The 20978-nt window shown below is 66.4% G+C and carries 17 protein-coding genes; 8 read left to right on the top strand and 9 right to left on the bottom strand.

Annotated features, from left to right (window positions below; translation table 11 throughout):
- Positions 1–27: 27 nt before the first annotated feature.
- From ACTIF6_RS10545 to ACTIF6_RS10510, 8 genes are all read right to left on the bottom strand, one after another.
- The gene (locus ACTIF6_RS10545) at positions 28–1770 is read right to left on the bottom strand and encodes an AMP-binding protein (RefSeq protein WP_439587931.1); all 1743 of its coding nucleotides are present in this window, start codon (positions 1768–1770) and stop codon (positions 28–30) included.
- Entirely contained in the window at positions 1767–4136 is a 2370-nt protein-coding gene (locus ACTIF6_RS10540; protein WP_439587930.1) for an amidase, read from the bottom strand. The genes ACTIF6_RS10545 and ACTIF6_RS10540 overlap by 4 nt, the downstream gene beginning before the upstream one ends.
- Positions 4133–4870, bottom strand: a complete 738-nt coding sequence (locus ACTIF6_RS10535) for an ABC transporter ATP-binding protein (RefSeq protein ID WP_439587929.1) — start codon at positions 4868–4870, stop codon at positions 4133–4135. The genes ACTIF6_RS10540 and ACTIF6_RS10535 overlap by 4 nt, the downstream gene beginning before the upstream one ends.
- Positions 4867–5925, bottom strand: coding sequence for a branched-chain amino acid ABC transporter permease (locus ACTIF6_RS10530; protein WP_439587928.1), 1059 nt, complete (start codon positions 5923–5925; stop codon positions 4867–4869). The genes ACTIF6_RS10535 and ACTIF6_RS10530 overlap by 4 nt, the downstream gene beginning before the upstream one ends.
- Positions 5922–6788: an ABC transporter permease subunit gene (locus ACTIF6_RS10525; RefSeq protein WP_439587927.1), complete on the bottom strand. Its 867-nt coding sequence runs from the start codon at positions 6786–6788 to the stop codon at positions 5922–5924. Before ACTIF6_RS10525 ends, ACTIF6_RS10530 begins: the two co-directional genes overlap by 4 nt.
- Before the next feature lie 79 nt (positions 6789–6867).
- Positions 6868–8091, bottom strand: a complete 1224-nt coding sequence (locus ACTIF6_RS10520; protein ID WP_439587926.1) for an urea ABC transporter substrate-binding protein — start codon at positions 8089–8091, stop codon at positions 6868–6870.
- A gap of 4 nt (positions 8092–8095) precedes the next feature.
- Positions 8096–9724 carry a flotillin family protein gene (locus ACTIF6_RS10515; RefSeq protein WP_439587925.1) on the bottom strand — a complete coding sequence of 543 codons (1629 nt, stop codon included), beginning with the start codon at positions 9722–9724 and terminating at the stop codon, positions 8096–8098.
- 120 nt (positions 9725–9844) lie between these two features.
- Positions 9845–10978 (bottom strand): substrate-binding domain-containing protein, encoded by a 1134-nt coding sequence (locus ACTIF6_RS10510; protein WP_439587924.1) that lies wholly within the window; start codon positions 10976–10978, stop codon positions 9845–9847.
- A gap of 95 nt (positions 10979–11073) precedes the next feature.
- On the opposite strand from ACTIF6_RS10510, the gene ACTIF6_RS10505 reads away from it, so the two are divergent.
- Both ACTIF6_RS10505 and ACTIF6_RS10500 read left to right on the top strand, forming a co-directional pair.
- The gene (locus tag ACTIF6_RS10505) at positions 11074–11493 is read left to right on the top strand and encodes a MarR family winged helix-turn-helix transcriptional regulator (RefSeq protein ID WP_439587923.1); all 420 of its coding nucleotides are present in this window, start codon (positions 11074–11076) and stop codon (positions 11491–11493) included.
- A gap of 117 nt (positions 11494–11610) precedes the next feature.
- Positions 11611–12078, top strand: a complete 468-nt coding sequence (locus ACTIF6_RS10500; RefSeq protein WP_439587922.1) for a guanylate cyclase — start codon at positions 11611–11613, stop codon at positions 12076–12078.
- Positions 12079–12085: 7 nt separating this feature from the next.
- On the opposite strand, the gene ACTIF6_RS10495 is transcribed toward ACTIF6_RS10500, so the two are convergent.
- Positions 12086–13612, bottom strand: coding sequence for a cryptochrome/photolyase family protein (locus ACTIF6_RS10495; protein WP_439587921.1), 1527 nt, complete (start codon positions 13610–13612; stop codon positions 12086–12088).
- Between the two features lie 98 nt (positions 13613–13710).
- On the opposite strand from ACTIF6_RS10495, the gene mutS reads away from it, so the two are divergent.
- From mutS to ACTIF6_RS10465, 6 genes are all read left to right on the top strand, one after another.
- Positions 13711–16362: a DNA mismatch repair protein MutS gene (mutS, locus tag ACTIF6_RS10490; RefSeq protein WP_439587920.1), complete on the top strand. Its 2652-nt coding sequence runs from the start codon at positions 13711–13713 to the stop codon at positions 16360–16362.
- Positions 16359–17186: a peptidase gene (locus tag ACTIF6_RS10485; RefSeq protein ID WP_439587919.1), complete on the top strand. Its 828-nt coding sequence runs from the start codon at positions 16359–16361 to the stop codon at positions 17184–17186. The genes mutS and ACTIF6_RS10485 overlap by 4 nt, the downstream gene beginning before the upstream one ends.
- A gap of 10 nt (positions 17187–17196) precedes the next feature.
- Positions 17197–18057: an alpha/beta hydrolase gene (locus ACTIF6_RS10480; protein ID WP_439587918.1), complete on the top strand. Its 861-nt coding sequence runs from the start codon at positions 17197–17199 to the stop codon at positions 18055–18057.
- A gap of 43 nt (positions 18058–18100) precedes the next feature.
- Positions 18101–20008: a PAS domain S-box protein gene (locus ACTIF6_RS10475; RefSeq protein WP_439587917.1), complete on the top strand. Its 1908-nt coding sequence runs from the start codon at positions 18101–18103 to the stop codon at positions 20006–20008.
- Between the two features lie 212 nt (positions 20009–20220).
- Complete coding sequence (locus ACTIF6_RS10470) at positions 20221–20637, top strand: DUF2306 domain-containing protein (RefSeq protein WP_439587916.1); 417 nt, start codon at positions 20221–20223, stop codon at positions 20635–20637.
- Positions 20638–20669: 32 nt separating this feature from the next.
- Positions 20670–20969 carry a 2TM domain-containing protein gene (locus ACTIF6_RS10465; RefSeq protein ID WP_439587915.1) on the top strand — a complete coding sequence of 100 codons (300 nt, stop codon included), beginning with the start codon at positions 20670–20672 and terminating at the stop codon, positions 20967–20969.
- Positions 20970–20978: the final 9 nt, after the last annotated feature.

Genomic DNA, 20978 nt, shown 5'->3' with positions numbered 1-20978 from the left:
TCGATGGGGTTGCAGCAGAACAGGGCATCAGGCGGTGGCCACCTCGGACAACCCCAGCTCATCGAGCATGGCCTTGCGCATCACGAACTTCTGCGCCTTGCCCGTCACGGTCATGGGCAGGCTGTCCACGAACCGGATGTAGCGGGGAACTTTGTAGTGGGCGATCTGCGTGCGGCAGAACGTCCTCAGGTCTTCTTCCGCCAACATCGTACCCGGCTTGCGAACCACCCACGCACAGATCTCCTCGCCGTAGCGGGGGTCGGGCACCCCAAACACCTGCACCTCCTGGACCGCGGGATGCCGGTACAGGAACTCCTCGATCTCGCGGGGGTAGATGTTCTCCCCGCCACGGATGAGCATGTCCTTGAGCCGGCCCACGATGTTGCAGTAGCCCGAGGCATCGATCGTGGCCAGGTCGCCGGTGCGCATCCAGCCGTCCACGATGGCTTCGCGGGTCCTCGCGTCGTCGCCCCAGTAGCCGCGCATGACGGAGTAGCCCCGGGTCCACAGTTCTCCGGTTTCGCCCACGGGCACTTCCTGGCCCGAGTCATCGACGATCTTCACCTCCAGATGCGGCTGGATGCGGCCCACCGTCGTGACCCGGTGTTCCAGCGAGTCGTCGGTGGCACTTTGGAACGAGACCGGCGAGGTCTCGGTCATGCCGTAGGCGATGGTGACTTCGGGCATGTGCATGCGCGTGACGACCTGCTTCATCGTTTCGATCGGGCACGGTGCGCCCGCCATGATCCCGGTGCGCAGGGAGGCCAGGTCGAAGTCCTGGAAGCCGGGCACGCCGAGCATCGCCACGAACATGGTCGGCACCCCATGCAACGCGGTGCAGCGCTCGGTGGACACGGCAGCCAGCGTGGCTGCGGGGTCGAACGCTTCGCCGGGAAACACCAGGCAACTGGCCGTGGCCGTGCAGGCCAGTACCCCCAGCACCATGCCGAAGCAGTGGTAGAGCGGCACCGGCACGCACAGGCGATCCTGCGAGCCGAGTCGCATCGCGTGGGCCACAAAGCGGGCGTTGTTGACCACGTTGAAATGCGTCAGCGTGGCGCCCTTGGGGTTTCCCGTCGTGCCGCTGGTGAACTGGATGTTGATGGGGTCGTCGCACCGCTGCCCGGCGCTCACCGCAACCACACGCGCGAGCTGGGCGGGTCCGGCCAGCTTGCCCAGTTGCTCGAAGGTGAGCGTGCCCGGGTGCGGCACGCTTGCGAACTGCACCACCGCTTCCAGGGCGGGCAGTCGCGCCAGCCGCAGGCGCCCGGGCGCAGCCTGCGCCATTTCAGGTGCAATGCTGCGCAGCATGTCGAGGTAGTTGCTGGACTTGAAGACCTCGGCGCACAGCAGCACCTTGACGCCGACCTGACCCAGGGCGTACTCGAGTTCGGCCACGCGGTAGGCGGGATTGATGTTCACCATGATGGCCCCGATGCGCGCCGTGGCGAACTGCACCAGCACCCATTCGGGCCGGTTGGGCGACCAGATGCCGACCCGGTCGCCGCGTTCCACGCCCAGGCTCAGCAGGCCTGCAGCCACCCGGTCCACTTCGCGGCGGAACTCGCTCCAGGTCCAGCGCACCTGGTGCTCCAGAAACACGAACGCCTCGCGGTCCGCATGGGATGCCACCGCCTGGTCCAACAGCTCGCCAATGGTGAGCCGGGAGAGTTCGGGCTGCGTGGCGCCTTTCACATGGGACAGGCCGGCCAGCGGCCGCTGCGAAATCGAAGCACCGCCGGTGAAGCTGGAGAAGGGGTTGCTGCTCAAAACGTCCTCCAGTCCCCTGCCCGCTCGTAGGCAGCAGCAGCCTGGTAGATGGTGGCTTCGTTCCAGTGCCTGGCCACGAACATGGCGCCGACCGGAAGCCCGCCAACCAGGCCACACGGGACGCTCATGGCGGGATGGCCGGTCGAGCTGAACGGTGAGGTGTTGCCAACCATCTCGAATGCGCGGCCGATGATCTCCGCGATGGGCGCGCCGGGCTGCGGTATCGGCTGCGCCGTCATGGGAACGGTGGGCATCAGCAGAAGATCGAACTGTTCGAGCACGCTGTCGTAAGCCTGGCGCAGTTGCCGCGACAGGTTCTGAGCCTTGGCATAGAAGTGCCCACGGTGGTGGCGCAGGAACCACTCGCCCACGAACATGGACACCTTCAGCGAGGGCGACAACTCGTCGGCGCGCGCGCGCCAGCCGGCGTGCTTGTCCAGCAGGCTGACCATGTACATGCCCTTCCAGTTGAACCCCATGCCGTTGCCGTGCATCATCTGCGCCTGCAGGCCCTCCAGGGCGATCGGGTTCCAGATGGCCGGTCCGTCCAGGTGCATGGGCACGCTGACCTCCTCCACCCGTGCGCCCATGCGCGCCAGCACCTCGCCCACCGCGCGAACCTTGGCATCCACGCCAGGCGTGGCACCGACCTGACCGAAGCCCTCGCGCAAGAGACCGATGCGCAGGCCGTTCACGCCACGGGACAGCGCGTCGGTGTAGCGCACTTTGGGCGAAGCGTGCTGGCGGGGGTCCAGCCCGTCCTCGCCGGCAATCACTTCCAGCAGCAGGGCGTTGTCCGCGACGTTGCCGGTCATGGGACCCAGGTGGTCGATCGTCGCCTCGATCGGCATGGCGCCGGTGTAGGGAACCAGCCCGTGCGTGGCCTTCATGCCGTAGCAGCCGGAGAAGGCCGACGGTATCCGCACCGACCCCCCCTGGTCGCCCCCGATCGCCATGCCGATCTCCCCGGCCCCGACCAGTGCGCCACAGCCCGAGGAAGAGCCGCCGGCGATGTAGCCCGTGCGCCAGGGGTTGTGCACCGGGCCGGTGGCGTTGGTGTGGCTGCCGCCCGAGAGACAGAAGTACTCGCAGTGCGCCTTGCCGGCGATGGTGCCGCCGGCGTCCAGGATGCGCCGCACCACCGTGGCGTCCATCTCCGGCACGTAGCCCTCCAGGGTGGAAGCGCCGTTCATCATCGGCACGCCAGCCAGGGCGATGTTGTCCTTGAGCACCACCTTCTGGCCGCGCAACGACCCGCTATCGGCGCCGCGGATGTCGGTCTTGATGTACCAGGCGTTCATCGGGTTCTCTTCGGCCGTCGGGCGTCGCCCGGGCGTGCGGGAATAGGCCACCTCCGGCAGGAAATCCGGCAGCTGGTCGACGCGTTCGTACGCCAGGAAGTTGGGCTCCATCTGCTCGAGGTACTGGCCCAGTTCCGAGTCGGGCATGTTCATGTGCAGGCTGCGGGCCAGTTCCCGCATCTGGTCCATGCTCGGGCGGCGCAATGCCATGGTGTTCTCCTTGTGGGGGGGATGTGTGGGCGAGCGCATGGGCGCTGCCGTGGATGGGGAAGGACCGGGTTGGAGTGGCGCACGACCCGCTGGCTGGGCACCGCGGGTCGAACGGGCCGCGCCCCAGCCCAGCAGTTGCTCGAGCGCCTGCGACGACCGCAGTTCCGACTCGGTGTATTCATGGACGATGGCGCCCTTCTCCAGCACCAGCACCCGGTCGGCGCAGTCCAGGATGAAGTCGAGGTTCTGCTCGGCCACGAGGATCGAGATGCCCTCTTCATCGCGCAGCCGCACCAGGGTCTGCGCCATCTCGCCGATGATGTTGGGCTGGATGCCTTCGGTGGGTTCGTCCAGCAACAGCAGCCAGGGCTGGGACACCAGGGCACGCGCCAGCGCCAGCAACTGCTGCTCGCCACCCGAGAGCGCGCCACCCCGACGATCGAGCAGGCGCTGCAAACGGGGAAAGAGCGCAAGCACCCGGTTGATCGCGGCGTCTTCCTGCTCCCCGAGCGCGCGGGACCACGCCATGCTCAGGTTTTCCCGGGCCGTCAGCGTGCCCAGGATGCCGCGACCCTGCTGCACATAGCTGATGCCCATGCGCGAACGCGAATGGGGTTCCAGGGCATTGATCTCCACGCCGTCGGCGCGGACCACGCCGCCCTGCAGGGGAATCACGCCAGCAAGCGCTTTCATCAAGGTGCTCTTGCCCATGCCGTTGGCACCGAGCACGCCCACGATCTCTCCCTTGCCGATGTGCAGGCTGAGCCCGCGCAGCACGGTCATCGCCCCATAGCCGGCCTGCACACCACTCACCTCGAGCGCAGACACCTCCTGGTCCGTGACGGTCGAATTCATTTGTGCACCCCATGTTGCTTGCCGAGATAGACGTCCCGGACCTGCTCGTCTGCCAGCACCTCGGCGGCTGTCCCCTGGGCCAGGATCTTTCCCTGGTGAAAAGCGGTCACCGTCTGGGCAATCGCGCTCACGAAGCTCATGTCGTGCTCGACCACCACCACCGTGGCCGTGGCGGTGAGGTCCTTCACGAGCTCGGCCATGCGGTCGACTTCATCGCGCGTGAGGCCCCCTGCTGGCTCGTCCAGCAGCACCAGCCAGGGGTCGGGCGCCAGAACCACGCCGAGCTCGACGATCTGCCGCTGCCCGTGGGCGAGTGCACCTGCCGGCGTCCAGACGTGCGGACCCAGGCCCAGTTGCTCGATCAGTGCGTCGACGCGCGCCGATACCTCGGCGCGCGTGCGCGTGCCCACCGAGCGCGCGGAGAGCCAGAGGTTCTCGTGCACGCTGAGGCCGTTCATCAGGTTGGGCACCTGGGTCTTCACACCCACGCCCCGGCGCGACACCTCGTGCACCTGGAGCCCGGCGGTGGACTCGCCGTTGAGCAAGATTTCGCCTTCTGTGGGCGTGAGCTGCCCGCTCAGGCATTTGAAGAAAGTTGACTTGCCGGCACCGTTCGGCCCGATGAGGCAGCGCAACTCGTGGCGCCGGAGCTTCATGGACGCGCCATCGACCGCCGTGACACCGCCAAAGCGCATCACGACACCCGTGGCTTCCACCACCGTGACGGGCGTCATTCCTGGTGCTCCTTGCGGGCTGGCGCCGACCGACGGGCCTTCCAGAGGCGCGTCACCGAAGGCAGCAGGCCGCTGGGCAGGAACAAGACCACCAGCACCAGCAGCAGGCCCATGACGACGGTGTTGTCGATCAGTTGCTGGCCGCCGAGCAAGCCCTTGAGCGCGCCCAGCAACACGGCGCCGAACATCGGTCCCCACAAGGTCCCGAGGCCGCCGACCAGCACCCAGATGATCACTTCGGCCGACACACCCAGCGAGAACACCTCGGGGGTCACGATCTCGGCCCAGCACGCATAGAGCGTCCCGGCCAGGCCCGCCACCGCGCCCCCGAGCCCGAACGCCAGCGTCTTGGCCCATCGCACGTCGTAGCCCAGCAGTTCGGCCCGCAACTCGTTTTCCCGGATGCCGCTGAGCAGTCGACCGAAGCTGCGCGCACACAGCCAGCGTAACAGCAGCCACACCGCCAGCAGGCACACGGCGGCCACGTAGTACAGGCCGAGCCCGGTGATGGGCGACGACGGATCGCCCGGCACGTTCAGCGGTGGAAACCCCGGGATGCCGTTGAATCCCCCCAGACGGGCCGACCCGATGGCGTAGGCCTCACCCGCCGTGCTGTTGGCGTACTTGAACAGCAGCAGCGTGGCGACCAGGGTGATGACACCCAGGTAGACGTCACCGATGCGGCCGTAGAACATCATGGCGCCCAGCGCCATCGCGGCCGCACCGGCGATGAGCACCGCCAGCACCACCGCACCGGTGGACTCGCCCAGGTTGATGGCGGACACCGCATACGCGTAGGCACCCAGCCCGTAGAAGGCGGCCTGGCCAAAACACAGGATGCCCCCCACCCCCCACACGAACGCCAGGGACAGCGCCAGGATGGCAAAGACCACCAGCAGCGTGAGCGTGTATTCGCTGACCACCAGCGGGGCCAGGGCCATGAGCAGAAGCGTCAGTGCAAAGCCGGTCCACCAGCTCGAGGGAATGCGCGATGGCGCTGCACCCGAGACGCGTACCACGCGCCGCCGGGCCTGCGGGGTCTGCGGCCTTTTCATGCGGCCCCCTTGAACCAGCGCGAGGTGATGCCCTGCGGCAACAGGCGCAGGATGACCACGGCCGCCAGCAGCAGGGCCATCTCGCCCACCACGGGGGTGGCGAAGGTTTCGAACACCTTGGTCACGGTGCCCAGCAGCGCACTGGCCGAAGCGGTGCCGGCCACCACGGAGGCGCCCCCTGTGATCACCGTGATGAAGGCCTTGGCGATGAACTGGCCACCCGCCGTGGGCGTGAGCGCCACCAACGGCGCCAGCACGCCGCCAGCCAGGCCAGACACCATGCTGCCCACCACGAAGGTGACCATGTAGATCCGCTTGGGCGAATGGCCCAGCGAAGCCGAGACCTCGGCCGACTGCATCGCTCCGCGCACGACCAGACCGGCCCGCGTGAACCGCAACACGAGGTAGAGCAGGACCAGCAGGACCACGGCAACGAAGATCACGAACAGGCTGTACCCGCCCACGGTGAACTGGCCGATGACCACCGGACCGAGCGGGTTGGGAACACCCGATGTGGTCGCACCGAAAGTGGTCGACAGGATTCCCGAAATCGCGAGCGATAGCCCCCAGGTGGCGAGCATGGTGTCGATCGTGCGGCCATACAGCCAGCGGATGACGATCCGCTCGACCAGCAGACCGAAGACCCCCACCGCCAGGGGCGCCACCACCAGCATCGCCACCCACACGTTGCAACCCAGCTTCAAAGCCACGATCGTCGCGTAGCCTCCCAGCACGATGAATTCCCCGTGCGCGAGGTTGATGACCCTCATCAGGCCGAAGATCAGTGCCAGCCCGGCCGACGCCAGGGCCAACGTCGACACCATGTAGGCAAGCTCGAAGAGACTGACGAGGAAGAAGTCCATGGCGTCCGTGGAATGGATGAGGCTCGTGCGGGCCCCTGCGGAGCCCGCACGCAAAGCAGGTGACGGGGCGGCGCGCCGGCTACAGCTTGATCTCGTGCTGGGTGCTCGACTTCGGGTTCTTCCTCAGGTCGCAGACCGCCTGGGTTTCGCGCGGTCCACGCTGCGAGAACGACTGGACCACCTTGAGCTGCTGGTTGCGCATCTCCATCACATGCACGTCGAGCGTGACGTGGTGGGTCTGCGGGTCCACCGTGACCTTGCCGGACGGCGCATCGATCGCGAGGCCGGAGGCCATCGCGGCGGCCACCTTGTCGCGCGACAGGCTGCCCGCCTTCTTCACGCCCTCGGCCCAGAGCCTGATGCCCTGGTAGTGCGACGCGGCCAGCTCGTGGATGGCCTTGGTGTTGCCGTTGTACTTGCGACCCCAGCTCTCCAGGAAAGCCTTGTTGGCGGGGTTCTGCAGTTCGGTCGAGTAGTTGTAGGCCACCAGGATGCCATCGCCTTCGGTCGCGGTCAGCACCTGGTGCTCGTTGCCCACGCCCAGTGTCGACGAGGCCATGGGAATCTTGGCCTTCATGCCCGCTGCGGCCCACTGGCGGTAGAAGGACATGTGCGCCCCACCCACGAGTGCACTGAGCACGAAGTCCGGCTTGGCCTGCTGGATCTTCGCGATGGTCGAATTGAAGTCGGCCACGTCCAGCGGGAAGAACTCGACGCCAGCCGCCGAGCCGCCGTTCTCCGCGAGGAACTTCTGGAACCACTTCGCCATGTACTGGCCGTAGTTGTAGTCGGCGGCCAGGATGTAAGCCTTCTTGCCCCACTTCTTCATGGCAAACGGCACCAGCACTTCGGCCTGTTGCGCCGGTGTGATACCGGTCAGGAAGGTGTTGCCGTCGCACACACCCCCTTCGTACAACGGGGTGTAGACATACAGCACCTTCTCGCGGTTGAGCAAGGGGCGGATCGCCTCGCGCGAGGCCGAGAGAATCCCGCCGATCACCACGTCCACCTTGTCCTGCCGGGTGACCTGTTGCGCGAACTTGGTGTACATCGCCATGTTGGACTGCGTGTCGTAGCCCACCTTGCGCACCTGACGGCCCAGCAGGCCGCCGGCCTTGTTGATCTCCTCGATGGCGAGGTCGGTCGCCATGTCCATGGGCTTGCCATAGGCATCGAAGTTGCCCGAGGTGTCGAGCAGGCTGCCCAGCTTGATGGGATCGGCGGCCCAGGCACGCGGGCCCAGCGCCGCAGCGGCGGACAACAGGGAACCCTTGATCAACAGGTCGCGACGGGTGGCGGTCATGGCATTACTCCTTGTGGGTGGTGATGGAAGAGGGACTGTGGGTGGCGTGCACCTTCTGGTGCTCGAGCGAAGCGCGGGCGTGATCGGCTTCGGCTCGCGCCAGTTGCGGAACGTTCATGTCGAGATCGGCACCCAGCGCTTCCCCCAGCTTCTTGAGGACCGGCAGGTTCAACGCCATGTCGTAGATCGCGTCCATCGGACCCTGGCCTGCGCCTGACACGCCGGCATGGCCGCCCCCCAGGCCGGACAGGTGGTGGATGCGGATGGATTCGATCTTCTCCAGCGGTTTGGCCATCTTCTCGGCCAGCTCCGGCAGCGCCTTCAGGCGGGCGAGCTCGACCTTGTATTGCATGAGCTCTGCGCTCTGGTGGTTGTCGGCGGCCACGCGGGCCGACACGCCGGCCGCCTCGGCCATGGCGCTGAACTCCTGACCCTTGGCGCGCAGTTGCAGCGCGTGCGCTTCGGCCTGAGCCATCTCGACCACGCGCTCCGCCTCCGACTTCACGCGCAAGGCACTGACCTGCGCGTCCTGCTCGACACGCGCTACTGCCAGGGCCTGCAGGCGCTGCTGCACGGCCTGCTCGCGCTCGGTCTGACCCATCTCCTGCGCCAGCACCAGCCGCGTCTTGGCCTGCTCTTCCTCGATCGAGGCCAATGCCTCCGCCTGCAGGTGGTGCGTGAGTTCGATGGCCTGGTTCACACGCTGGACCTCCAGCGCAAGCCTGGCCTCCAGCCGGGCCTGGTCGAGTCCTTTGTCCTTCTGGATCTGCGTCTCGGCCAGTTCCCGTTCCCGCTCCAGGCGCGCACGCTCCACCGAGAGTTGCGAAACCTCGCGGGTCTTCGCGATCTCGGCCTCCGCGCGGGTGCGGCTGGTTTCGATGGCCTGGCGCTGGCTGGTCTGTGCTTCCTCCTGCTCCAGCGACAGCTCGATGCGCCGCTTGGTGGTGAGCAATTGCGTCTGCGCCACCGCGATCTCCGAGTCGGATTCGGTCTGGGCCCGTCGCTTCTTGTTGTCGGCCACGATCTCCGCGAGCCGGCGCATGCCGACCGCGTTGAACACGTTGTTCTCGTTCAGCGACGAGAACGGTGTCTGGTCGAAGTGCACCAGCGCCACCGACTCCAGCATCAAGCCATTGGCGGCCAGTTCCTCGCTCAGCGAACGCCGCACCGCATCCACGTACTCGCCGCGCTTCTCATGGAATTCATCCAGCGTTCGCACCGCCGAGTGCGTCTGCACCACATCGGCAAACCGGCCCTCCAGCATGCGGGACAGTTCTTCCGAACGGAGAACCCGCGCGCCAAAGGTCTGCGCGGCGGCGGCGACGCCCGCAGGCTCGGGTGCCACGCGCACCCGGAACTCCACACGGACGTCCACCCGCAACTTGTCGGCCGTCAGCAGGCTGCCTTCGGCCTCGCGCTGGACCAGGATGCGGTGCGAGCGCATGTTGATTTCATCCACGCGGTGCAGGATGGGCAGCGCGAAGAAGCCGCCGTCCAGCGCGACCTTCTGCCCGCCGGCACCCGTTCGCAACAACGCCGTGTCTCGCGTGGATTTGCGGTAGAAGCGCTGAAGAAACGCGATGCCCAGGACAACGCAGACGATGGCGAGAACGATCCAAGCAAGAAGAGCCACACACACCCCCGAAAATCTGACGCAACCAGGAATTTACTTTCCACGGAAATAATTATTACTTTCCGTGGAAATAAAATCCTCGGTACTTACCCGGGGTGTCTTTCAGCAGGCCGACGGGCCCTAGAAGGTTCTGACCACGTGGAAGAAATGGCCGTCGACCTGGGCGAGGTGCACGGGATACGTGACGTTGGCATTGCCACGCCAGTCGATCCCCCGCACGCCCCCATACTCGATCAGGCCGGCGCCCTGGCGCTGCGACGCGCGCGCGGCCAGCGCCGCTGCAAAGTGCACGCCCTCATAGGTCGACTGACCCAGCGAATTCAGGGTGGGCGCGCGTTGGCCGAAGCGTTGGTGGTAACGCTCCTTGAAACCCATGTTGGCGTCATCGCCGAGGGCGCCGAAGTAACCCGAGCACACGAACAGGTCCTCGGTGTTGCGATCGCCGATCGCCAGGAGCATGTTCTCCTCGATCGCGCACGACAGGCGCAGCGTTCGCGACGCCAGTCCCGCATGCCCGAAGGCACGGTTGAAGTCGATGGCGTCCTGCCCCACGAGCGAAAGCAGCACCGCCTGCGGCTTTTCCCGTTCGATCCGCTCGAGGATCTCGCTGAAGTCCCCCACGTTGAAGGGCACGTAGGTGTCCGACAGCACGGTGCCACCGGCCTCATGCACATACCGCCGTGCCAGCCGGTGCGAGATCCAGGGCCACTGGTAGTCGTTGCCCACGAACATCCAGCGCCTCGCGTGCCTTTCCGAAACGAACATCTCAATGGCCGGGCGCAACTGCCGCTCGGGAGTTTCGCCCAGCGTGAACACACCGTTGGAACCCTCGCCGCCTTCGTGCAACGCCGTGTAGATGTAGGGCAGACGACCCCGGCAACCTTCGATCACGGAGCGCCGCACGGAACTGGTGTGCATGCCCACGATGACGTCGATGCTGCCGCTCTCCACGACCTCGCGGGTCATGTCCGAGATGTCTTCCACCTCGTCGGACGCATCGAAGCACTTGAGCGAGATCTCGCGCCCGATCAGGCCACCGAACCGGTTGATTTCTTCCGACGCCAGCGTGGCGCACGCAATGGCCGAAGGCCCCCAGATACCAGCCACCCCCGACATCGGCACGAACAGGCCCACCGAGAACGTGCGGTCACCGTCGCGCCACGCCGAAGCCCTTTGCTGGCCTCCCCTTTTGACGCGCTGGCCAAACTGGTACGGGGCCGCAAAGCTTCCGGTTATTGAAGGGCTGCTCAACATGAGGCATTGAAGAATGTCCGGGTCAGTGTAGGTTCAATTGATTTCCGCGGCAACTAAATCTAGAATATGGAAAACCCTTGTGCCCCTGAAACGCCATGCCGTCCTCCATCGACATCACCCTGCTGCTTGAACAGGCGCACCGACGCCTGGCCCGCGGTCTGGACAAGGCCTTGTCGGAGGTGGGTGCGTCCGCCGAGCAGTGGCGTGTGCTGGACAAGCTGTCCGACGAGAACGGCAGGCCCATTGGAGAGCTGGCCACGCTGCTGGGCATGAATCCCCCCACGATGACCAAGCTCATCGACCGCATGGTGGCGGCGGGTCTGGTTCAGCGCATCGTCGACGAGCAGGACAGCCGCCGGGTGCTGGTGTTCATCACCGACGTCGGGCTCGAACTGTTCGGACGCCTTTCCCAGCGGGCTTCCGAGTTCCACGACGCCCTGGCCGTGAGCCTCAGCGAAAAAGACACCCGGCAACTGGGCAAGCTGCTCGGAAACATCGTCTTGCGCATGAACTGAATGCCCGCGGGCCGAACCGGCCCCAGGGGCAGATGCAGCGGCACGGCCGGCGTCCACCGGAATCTGCCACTACGGGTATTCTCCAGGGCTTCCCACGCCAATCTCCAGCCCGACACCATGGCCTCTTCCACGCTCACCGCCCCCCTGGACCAGTTGCGCGCCGCGCTCAGCGAGGCCGGCATCGACGGTGGCCTGAAGTATCTCAACCAGCGCATCGAGCACCGCTACACCGCCGTGTACCGCCTTCAGGACGCCCGATTGAAGAACATCGGTCTGTACGACAAGGCTGGTGAAGTCCGGCCAGAGTACCTGGCCGAAGTGCCCCTGGACGTGAGCCTCTGCCAGTTCGTGCTGCGAGACGGCAGTTTCCTCACCCGGAATTCGGGCCAGGATGGCCGCCTCGACGGCCATCCCTACCAGGGCGTGATGGTGGCCTACCACGGCGTTCCGGTGAGCGACGAGCGCGGACAACTCGTGGGCACGCTGTGTCACTTCGACCTGGTCGAACGCGACCTGTCAGCCGAGAACTACCTGCTGATGCAACAGGCGGCCGGGGTGTTGCGTGAGTTCCTGAAGGCAGATTGAATTCAGTTCAGACAATCCGGTCGCTTCGAACCTCGACGGCCCGCGCCAGTATCGCGCTGCGCTCCTGCGGGTCGATGCGCGCGAGGTTCTTCACCTGCAGTGCCAGTCTGGGGTGGTTGGCGAAACGCGAACCGTGCCGAATGAGGAAATCCCAATACAGCGTGGTGAAAGGGCAGGCAAGATCGCCCGTGCGCTGGCCCGGATCAAAGCGGCAGCCCCTGCAGTGGTCGCTCATGCGCTCGATGTAACGCCCACTGGCGATGTAGGGCTTGCTCGCCAGCAGGCCACCATCGGCGTACTGGCTCATGCCCAGCGTGTTGGGCAGCTCCACCCACTCCACCGCGTCGACATACACGCTCAGGTACCAGCCATGCACCTGCCGGGGCTCCACCCCGTACATCAGGGCGAACAGCCCCGTCACCATCAGGCGCTGGATGTGGTGCGCGTAGCCGTGCCGCAGCGTCTGTCCGATCGCATCCGCCAGGCAACGCATGGGCGTGTCACCCGTCCAGTACCACGCCGGCAGATCGTGGTGCGCGTCCAGCGCGTTCACCTCGGCGTAGTCAGGCATCTTCAGCCAGTAGATGCCATGAACGTACTCGCGCCACCCCAGGATCTGGCGAATGAAGCCTTCGGCCGAGGCCAGCGGCACACGCCCTTCGCGCCACGCCGATTCGGCCGCAGCGATCACCTCGCGCGGATCGAGCAGCTTCAGGTTCATCGCCGAGGCCAGGTGCGCGTGGTAGAGCCAGGGCTCACCGGTCCACATGGCGTCCTGCCAGCGACCGAAATGTTCCAGGCGCTCGTCGATGAAGGCCTGCAGCGCCAGCAAGGCCTGCTCACGCGTGACGGGCCAGCCAAACGGCGAGGCCTGGCCCGGATGGGCGTTGAACCTCACACCCACCAGCTCGATCACCTGCTGAGTGATGTGGTCGAGTTCGAAGCGGGAGGGCGGCGGCAGAAAGCCCGGCCCGTTCGGCCCGAAGGCCTCGCGGTTGTCGGTGTCGAAGTTCCATGCGCCACCGCAAGGTTGCTGCCCTTCCATGAGGATGCCGTGATCCCGCCGCATCTCCCGGTAGAAGAACTCCATGCGCAACGACCTCTTCCCGCGCACGTGGGCCGCGAAGCGCGCGTTGCTGCAGAGAAAGTGGCGGTCCTCCAGCAGGTCCAGCGGCGTGCTGCCCACCGCCGCACGCAGCGCCTGCAGCACGCGCCAGTCGCCAGGCTGTGTGAGGCGCACCCGCCGTGGACGCCACCGCACCATGGCCTGAGCGAGCGCGTCCCCCAAACCGCCTTCGCACAGTTCCTCGTAGTCGACCGGAACACCCTCGGTGCGCAGCGCCGCAGCGAAATGGCGCATGGCAGCGAGGAACTGCACGATGCGCTGCTGACTGCTCCACACATGCGTGCTCTCCTCGCTGGCCTCGCACATCCACACGCGGTCCAGGGCCGCGTCGAAGCCATCGAAGGCGCTGGCGTCGCGGTTGAGCTGGTCGCCCAGCACCACGACCAGATGGCGGCACGGCGCGGTCATGGCTGGCTGGACGGCACCCGCCTGTTGCCGTCGGAACCCTTGTCTTCGATCACCGGAACGTCCTTCACCTAAGATATCGCGCTTCACCCAAGTCATTGATGAAACACGATTTTTCAGACAGCGCCGCCGCCGCCGGCCTGTCCCCGCACACGCCCATGATGCAGCAGTATCACGCCCTCAAGGCGGATCACCCGGACACGCTGCTGTTCTACCGCATGGGCGATTTCTACGAGCTGTTCTACGCCGATGCGGAAAAGGCGGCGCGCCTGCTCGACATCACGCTCACGCAGCGTGGCCAGTCGGCCGGCCGGCCGGTGGTCATGGCCGGCGTGCCCTTTCACTCGGTCGATACCTACCTCGCGCGCCTGATCAAGCTCGGCGAATCGGTGGCCATCTGCGAACAGGTGGGCGACGTGGCCACCGCCAAGGGACCGGTGGAGCGCAAGGTCGTGCGCGTGGTCACGCCCGGCACGCTGACCGACAGCGAGCTGCTCTCCGACAAGACCGAGGCGCTGCTGATGGCCGTGCACCCAGGTGCGCGCACCGGTTGCGGCCTGGCCTGGATGTCGGTCACGCAGGGCATTGTGTTTCTGGCGCAGTGCGCGAGCGACGAACTGGCCGACTGGGTGGCACGCATCGGCCCGGGCGAACTGCTCTACAGCGCCGAAGCCACGCCCGCGTTCGAGCGCGCGGTGCAGACGCTGGCCAGCCAGAGCAGCGGCAACGGCGTGCGACTGGTGGCGGTGCTGCGCCCGGCCTGGGCCTTTGACGCCGGCCTGGGCCAGCGCAAGCTGCTGGAACAACTTCAGGCCGCGAGCCTGGCTGGTTGGGATGCGCAGGATCTGCCCGATGCCCATGCCGCCGCCGCTGCGCTGCTGCAGTACGCCGAGCACACCCAGGGTCGCACCCTCACCCACGTTCGCAGCCTGCAGGTGGCGCGCAGCGGCGAGCGCATCGATCTGCCGGCCAACACGCGGCGCAACCTCGAACTCACCCAGACGCTGCGCGGCGAGACCAGCCCCACGCTGTTCTCGCTGCTGGATGTGTGCTGCACCGGCATGGGCAGCCGCGCGCTGCGCCAGTGGCTGCTGGAACCCCGGCGCGACCGTGCCCAGGCGCGCGATCGGCTGGCCGCCATCGGCGCGCTGCGCGGTGGCCTCTGGCAGAGCCTGCGCCAGTCGCTCAAGGGCGCCAGCGACGTCGAACGCATCACCGCGCGCACCGCGCTGCGCCAGGTGAAACCGCGCGAACTGGTGGGCCTGGGACAGACGCTGGAGCGCGCGCAGCAACTGGCACGGCAGCTGGGAGATCAACCCGCCAGCGCGTTGCTGCAAGGCATAGCCCAGCACCTGACGCCGCCTGCGGGCTGCGCCGACCTGTTGCGCGCCGCGTTGCTGGCCGAACCCGCTGCCCTGGTGCGCGACGGCGGCGTGATTGCTGATGGCTTCGATGCCGAGCTCGACGAGCTGCGCGGCATCCAGAACAACTGCGACGGTTTCCTGGTGGAGCTGGAGCAGCGCGAGCGCGCGCGCACCGGCATCGCCAACCTGCGCGTGCAGTTCAACAAGGTGCACGGCTTCTACATCGAAGTCACGCAGGGCCAGGCGGCCAAGGTGCCGGACGACTACCGCCGTCGCCAGACGCTGAAGAACGCCGAGCGTTTCATCACACCCGAGCTCAAGGCGTTCGAGGACAAGGCGCTCTCGGCCCAGGACCGCGCCCTGGCGCGTGAGAAATGGCTGTACGAACAACTGCTCGATCGCTTGCAGGATTTCGTGGCTCCGCTCACGCAACTGGCCCGGGCCATGGCCGCGCTGGACGCGCTGTGCGCCCTCACCGAACGCGCGCTCACGCTGAACTGGTGCGAGCCCCAGTTCGTGCCCGAGCCCTGCATCCACATTCGCGGCGGGCGCCACCCGGTGGTGGAAGCGCGCCTGAACGAGACCAGCGGTGGCAGCTTCATCGCCAACGACACCGTGCTCGGCCCCAGGCAGCGCATGCAGGTGATCACCGGCCCCAACATGGGCGGCAAGAGCACCTACATGCGGCAGGTCGCGGTGATCGTGCTGCTGGCCAGCATGGGCAGTTGTGTCCCGGCCGCCGAGTGCCGCCTGGGTCCCATCGACGCCATCCACACCCGCATCGGCGCGGCCGACGACCTGGCCAATGCGCAGTCCACCTTCATGGTGGAGATGACCGAGGCCGCGCAGATCCTGCACGCCGCCACGCCCGAGAGCCTGGTGCTCATGGACGAGATCGGACGCGGCACCTCCACCTTCGACGGCCTGGCGCTGGCCGGCGGCATCGCCACGCACCTGCACGACAAGTCGCGCGCCTTCACGCTGTTCGCCACCCACTACTTCGAACTCACCGAGTTCCCCGCCAGCCACCACGCGGCGGTGAACGTGCACGTGAGCGCGGCCGAGGCCGGTGGCAGATCGGGCGGTATTGTGTTCCTGCACCAGATCGAACCCGGTCCCGCGAGCCGCAGCTACGGCATCCAGGTGGCGCGCCTGGCCGGTGTGCCGGCCGGCGTGGTGCAGCATGCGCGCCACGCCCTGGCCGCGCTGGAGGCCCAGAGCGAGGAAAGCCGCAGCCAGGTGGACCTGTTCGCGCCGCCACCTGCCACACTGGAGCCCGAGACACACCCGCTGCAGGCCGCCCTGCAGGCGATCGACCCCGACTCCCTGACCCCGCGCGAGGCGCTGGAACAGCTCTACACACTCAAGAAACTGAGCAAGCCATCATGACCTACTGCGTCGCCGTGAAACTCAATGCCGGCATGGTCTTCCTGTCGGATTCCCGCACCAACGCGGGCCTCGACCAGATCAGCACCTTCCGCAAGATGATCGTCTATGAAAAACCGGGCGACCGTTTCATGTGCCTGCTCTCGGCCGGCAACCTGAGCGTGTCTCAATCGGTGCGCGAGATCTTGCAGGTCGAGCAGCTGGAAGATGCCGATGGCGGCGAACCCATCACGATCTGGAACGCGAAGAGCATGTTCGATGCCGCGCGCGTGCTCGGCTCAGCGGTGCGCCACGTGTACGAACGCGACGGAGACTCGCTGCAGCGTGCCGGCGTGGAGTTCAACGTGTCCATGATCTTCGGCGGCCAGGTGCAGGGTGAAGGCATGCGGCTGTTCCAGGTGTATTCGGCCGGCAACTTCATCGAGGCCACGTCGGAGACGCCGTTCTTCCAGATTGGCGAATCCAAATATGGCAAACCCGTGCTCGACCGCGTCATCACGCCCGAGACGCCGCTGGACGAAGCGGCCAAGTGCGTGCTGGTCTCCATGGATTCCACGCTCAAGTCCAACCTCTCGGTGGGCCTTCCGCTGGACATGGCGGTCTATGAAGTGAACCGCCTGCAGTCCGACAAGATCACCTGCATCGACGACAACAACCCCTACTTCCGCATGGTGCACAGCACCTGGGGCCAGAAGCTGCGCGAAGTGTTCGACAGCATCGAAGACCCGACCTGGGACGGCGCCCACACCGAAGTGCCCCTGCTGTGCAGCACGCCGCGCAGCCAGCCGCTGAAGAAGATCACGAATGCGCGCGAAAAGCTGATCTGAGGGCGCGCGCGTGTCCCTGATCGTCTTCTCGCACGCCAACAGCTTTCCCGCCAGCACGTACGGCGTGTTGTTCAGGTCGCTTCGCGCACGGGGCCATGCCGTTCGCGCAGTGGACCGCTTCGGCCACGACCCGCGCTACCCCGTCACCAGCAACTGGCCATTCCTGGTGCAACAGCTCGCCGACTTCGCGGCGCCCGAGATCGAACGCCACGGCGAGGGAGCCTGGCTGGTGGGGCATTCGCTCGGTGGCTTTCTCAGCCTCATGTGTGCCGCGCGCCATCCTCGCCTGGGTGGCCACGCGGTGCGCGGCGTGGTGCTGATCGACTCTCCCGTGCTGGGTGGCTGGCGTGCCCGTGCGCTGGAAGTCGTCAAACGCACGCAGCTCGTGGGCTCCATCACCCCGGGCAAGGTCAGCCGGCGCCGACGCAATGCCTGGCCCGACAGCGCCGCTGCGCACGCTTACTTCGTCTCCAAACGGGCATTTGCCGACTGGGACCCGCAGGTGCTGCACGACTACATCCACCACGGCACGCACGACCACACCGATTCAAGTGGCCAGTCGCAGCGCGTACTGGGTTTCGATCGCGACATCGAGACCTCGATCTACAACACCCTGCCTCACAACCTGGACAGCCTGCTGCGCCGCCACCCACTGGGCTGCCCGGTGGGCTTCATTGGCGGTACGCGCTCGCTGGAAATGAAGCAGGTGGGCATGGCCATGACGCTGCGGCTCGTGGGCCGCGACCATCCCGAGCGGCTGGCCATGGTCGAAGGCAGCCATCTCTTCCCGATGGAAAAACCGCAGGAAACAGCCAACGCCATCGACTCGCTGTTGCAGGCCCTGACACGCCCACGAGGTCATCCGGTATAACGTCTTCCAACTCCACCCATCTGTCTCACCCCGTCCACGCCCCATGACCACCTCTGCCCCTACGGGGTCCCCGGCTCACCGCTACTGGCAGAAGCTGGTGGACTGGCAGCCGGAGCGGCGCAGCGCACTGAACCGATACACGGTCGCTCTGCTGGTCACCCTCCTGGCGGCCTGGCTGAGGATGGAACTGGCACCTGCCGAGTCGGGTGGGCGCTTCATCACCCTTTCTCTGGCGGCTGCCGTTTCCGCGCTCTATGGCGGGTTCCGCGTGGGCATGTTCAGCACCGCGGTCGGCATGGTGCTGATCAACTTCCTGCTGGTCCGGCCCTATTTCAGTTTTTCCATTGAGAACCCGGTCGAGGCCTTCTGGCTCAACCTGTGGCACCTGATCACGCAGATCGTGGTGGTGGGCTCCATTGCGCTCATGCAGCGCCGCAACCGCGACCTGCGCGGTGCCTCGAAGCTGCTGGAAGAGAGCAAGCGCAAGCTGGAAGACACATTCGAGCAAGGCGCCACCGGGATGACCCACAGCCACATCGACGGCCGCTGGATCCGTGTCAACCAGACTTATTGCGACATCGTGGGCTACACCAAGGCGGAAATGCTGGGCATGCACTTCCGCGATTTCACACACCCGCAAGATCTCGCACTGGACATGAATCAGCTCCAGCGCACGCTGGATGGCGAGATCACGCACTACAGCTTCGAGAAGCGCTACATCCACAAGCGCGGCCACACCGTGTGGGTCCACCTCACGCTGTCGCTGGTGCGCACCGAAGCCGGCGAGCCCGACTACCTCATCGCCGTGGTGCAGGACATCACGGCCCGCAAGGCGACCGAGGAAGCACTGCGCACCAATGAGCACCTGCTGCGTCAGGCCCACGCGCTGGCCGGCCTCGCCAGTTGGAAGGCCGACCTCGCCACGGGACGCTTCGTCACGCTGGCTGGTTCGCACCAGGTCCTGGGCCTGCCTTCAGCCGAGTTCAGTGGCGAGGACCTGCTCGCACTCACGCACCCCGACGACCAGCCGCGAGCGCTGCAGCTGTGGTCACTCGCGCTGCAGGGCAAGACGAGCTACCACATCGAATACCGCCTGATGTTTGGACCCGATGTCCGCTGGTTCCTGGTGCAGGCCGAATTCGAGCGCGATGCCAATGGCCGTGCCGTGCGCGCCCTCGGCGTGATACAAGACATCACGGCGCGCAAGCGCAGTGAACTCGAGGTGCAGCGACTCCATGCCTCCCTGGAGCAGCGCATCCGCCTGCGCACCCAGGCACTGGAGGCTGCCTACGAAGAACTGGAGAGCTATTCCTACGCGGTGGCGCACGACCTTCGCTCGCCGCTGCGCATCATCAATGGCTTTGCGCAGGCGCTGCGGGAAGACAACCCTTCCATGGAGAACGACAGCCAGGCTCACCTGGAACGGATCATGGGGGCAAGCAAGAAGATGGGCGAACTCATCGACGGCCTGCTCACGCTGTCCCAGTTCGCGCGCGGCGAGTTGCAGCGAGAGCCTGTCGATATCAGCGCCATCGCCACACGGCTGCTGGAAGAGTCTGCCACCACCGAACCCCAGCGCCAGGTGCAGTGGCGCGTGGACCCGGGCCTGCAGGCCCTGGGCGACCCGCCTCTGGTGGAAGCGCTGATGCAGAACCTGCTGCACAACGCGTGGAAATACACCGCCCAGACGCCCCTGGCTTCGGTGCGCGTGTACGCGCAGCGCCGCGACGGCAAGACCTGGTTCTGCGTCAGCGACAACGGCGCGGGCTTCGACATGGCGCGCGCGGCCAAGCTGTTCCAGCCATTCCAGCGCCTGCACATGCCCAACGAGTTCAGTGGGCTGGGCATTGGCCTGGCCACGGCACGGCGCATCGTGCAGCGCCACAGTGGCGAGCTTCAGGCCGAGGCGGCGCCCGGCGAAGGCGCCACCTTCCGCTTCACCCTCGCCTGAAGCACCGTTCGCGCCGTCAGGCGTCGTTTCACGAACGCAGGCAGCGAATCCATCGCAAACGCATGGCAAAGGCAGCAGGTCGTCGGCACAGTCCGGCTCACCTGCCCACCTCCAAGGAGATGCCATGAGCCCCCACATTCGACACTTCGTGTTCTCACTGCCCCCCGAGGGGGTGCAAGCCTCCTTTGAGGCGGCTCGGCAGGAGGCTTGACATGCAGCTCACCCCGGTCATTGCCATCCACCTGGCCGCCGCCCTGGCCGCCCTGCTCATTGGCCCGCTCGCCTTGTGGGCGCGCCGCCAACCCACCGGCCAACGGCCGCGACTGCACCGCGCCGCCGGTTACGCCTGGGTCACGCTCATGCTGATCACGGCCATTTCGGCCATCTTCATCAGCGACCCGCACATGCCCAACATCGCCGGCTTCTCGCCGGTGCACTTGCTGGTGCCCGTGGTCTTCGGCGCCTTGTTCTTCGCCTTCCGCTTCCTGCTGCGCGGCAACGTGCGCGGCCACCGCATCACCATGCTTTCGCTCTACTTTGCCGGTTGCGTGGGCGCTGGCGCCTTCACCCTTCTGCCGCACCGCACCCTGGGCCAACTGGTCTGGGGACAGTGGCTCGGCATCGCCTGAATCTGTTTTTCACCCACCCCCTGGAGTTCGCCATGTACCCCGCTTCCCGCCCCCTGATCGACGACGAACTCGAACGCCGTGCGCGCCGCCGAGCCGGTGCCCGCATGGGCTGGTACGTGCACGCGATGGTCTTTCTCGCCGTCAACACCGCCCTTGCCTTCCTTTCTTTCAGCAGCGGCCGCCAATGGGCCATTTACCCCGCACTGGGCTGGGGACTCGGGCTGCTCATGCACGGCGTGGGCGTGTGGATGGCGCTGGGTGGTGGCGGCCTGCAGGCCCGACTGGTGGCGCAGGAGCGTGAGCGCCTGTCCCGCGATCGCAGCGGCCTGTGACTGCGGCGC

This window comes from Hydrogenophaga sp. (assembly GCF_051860785.1).
Taxonomy (GTDB): Bacteria; Pseudomonadota; Gammaproteobacteria; order Burkholderiales; family Burkholderiaceae_C; genus Hydrogenophaga.
The sequence above is the reverse complement of the archived record's forward strand: the minus strand, read 5'-3'. Positions and strand labels throughout refer to the sequence as shown.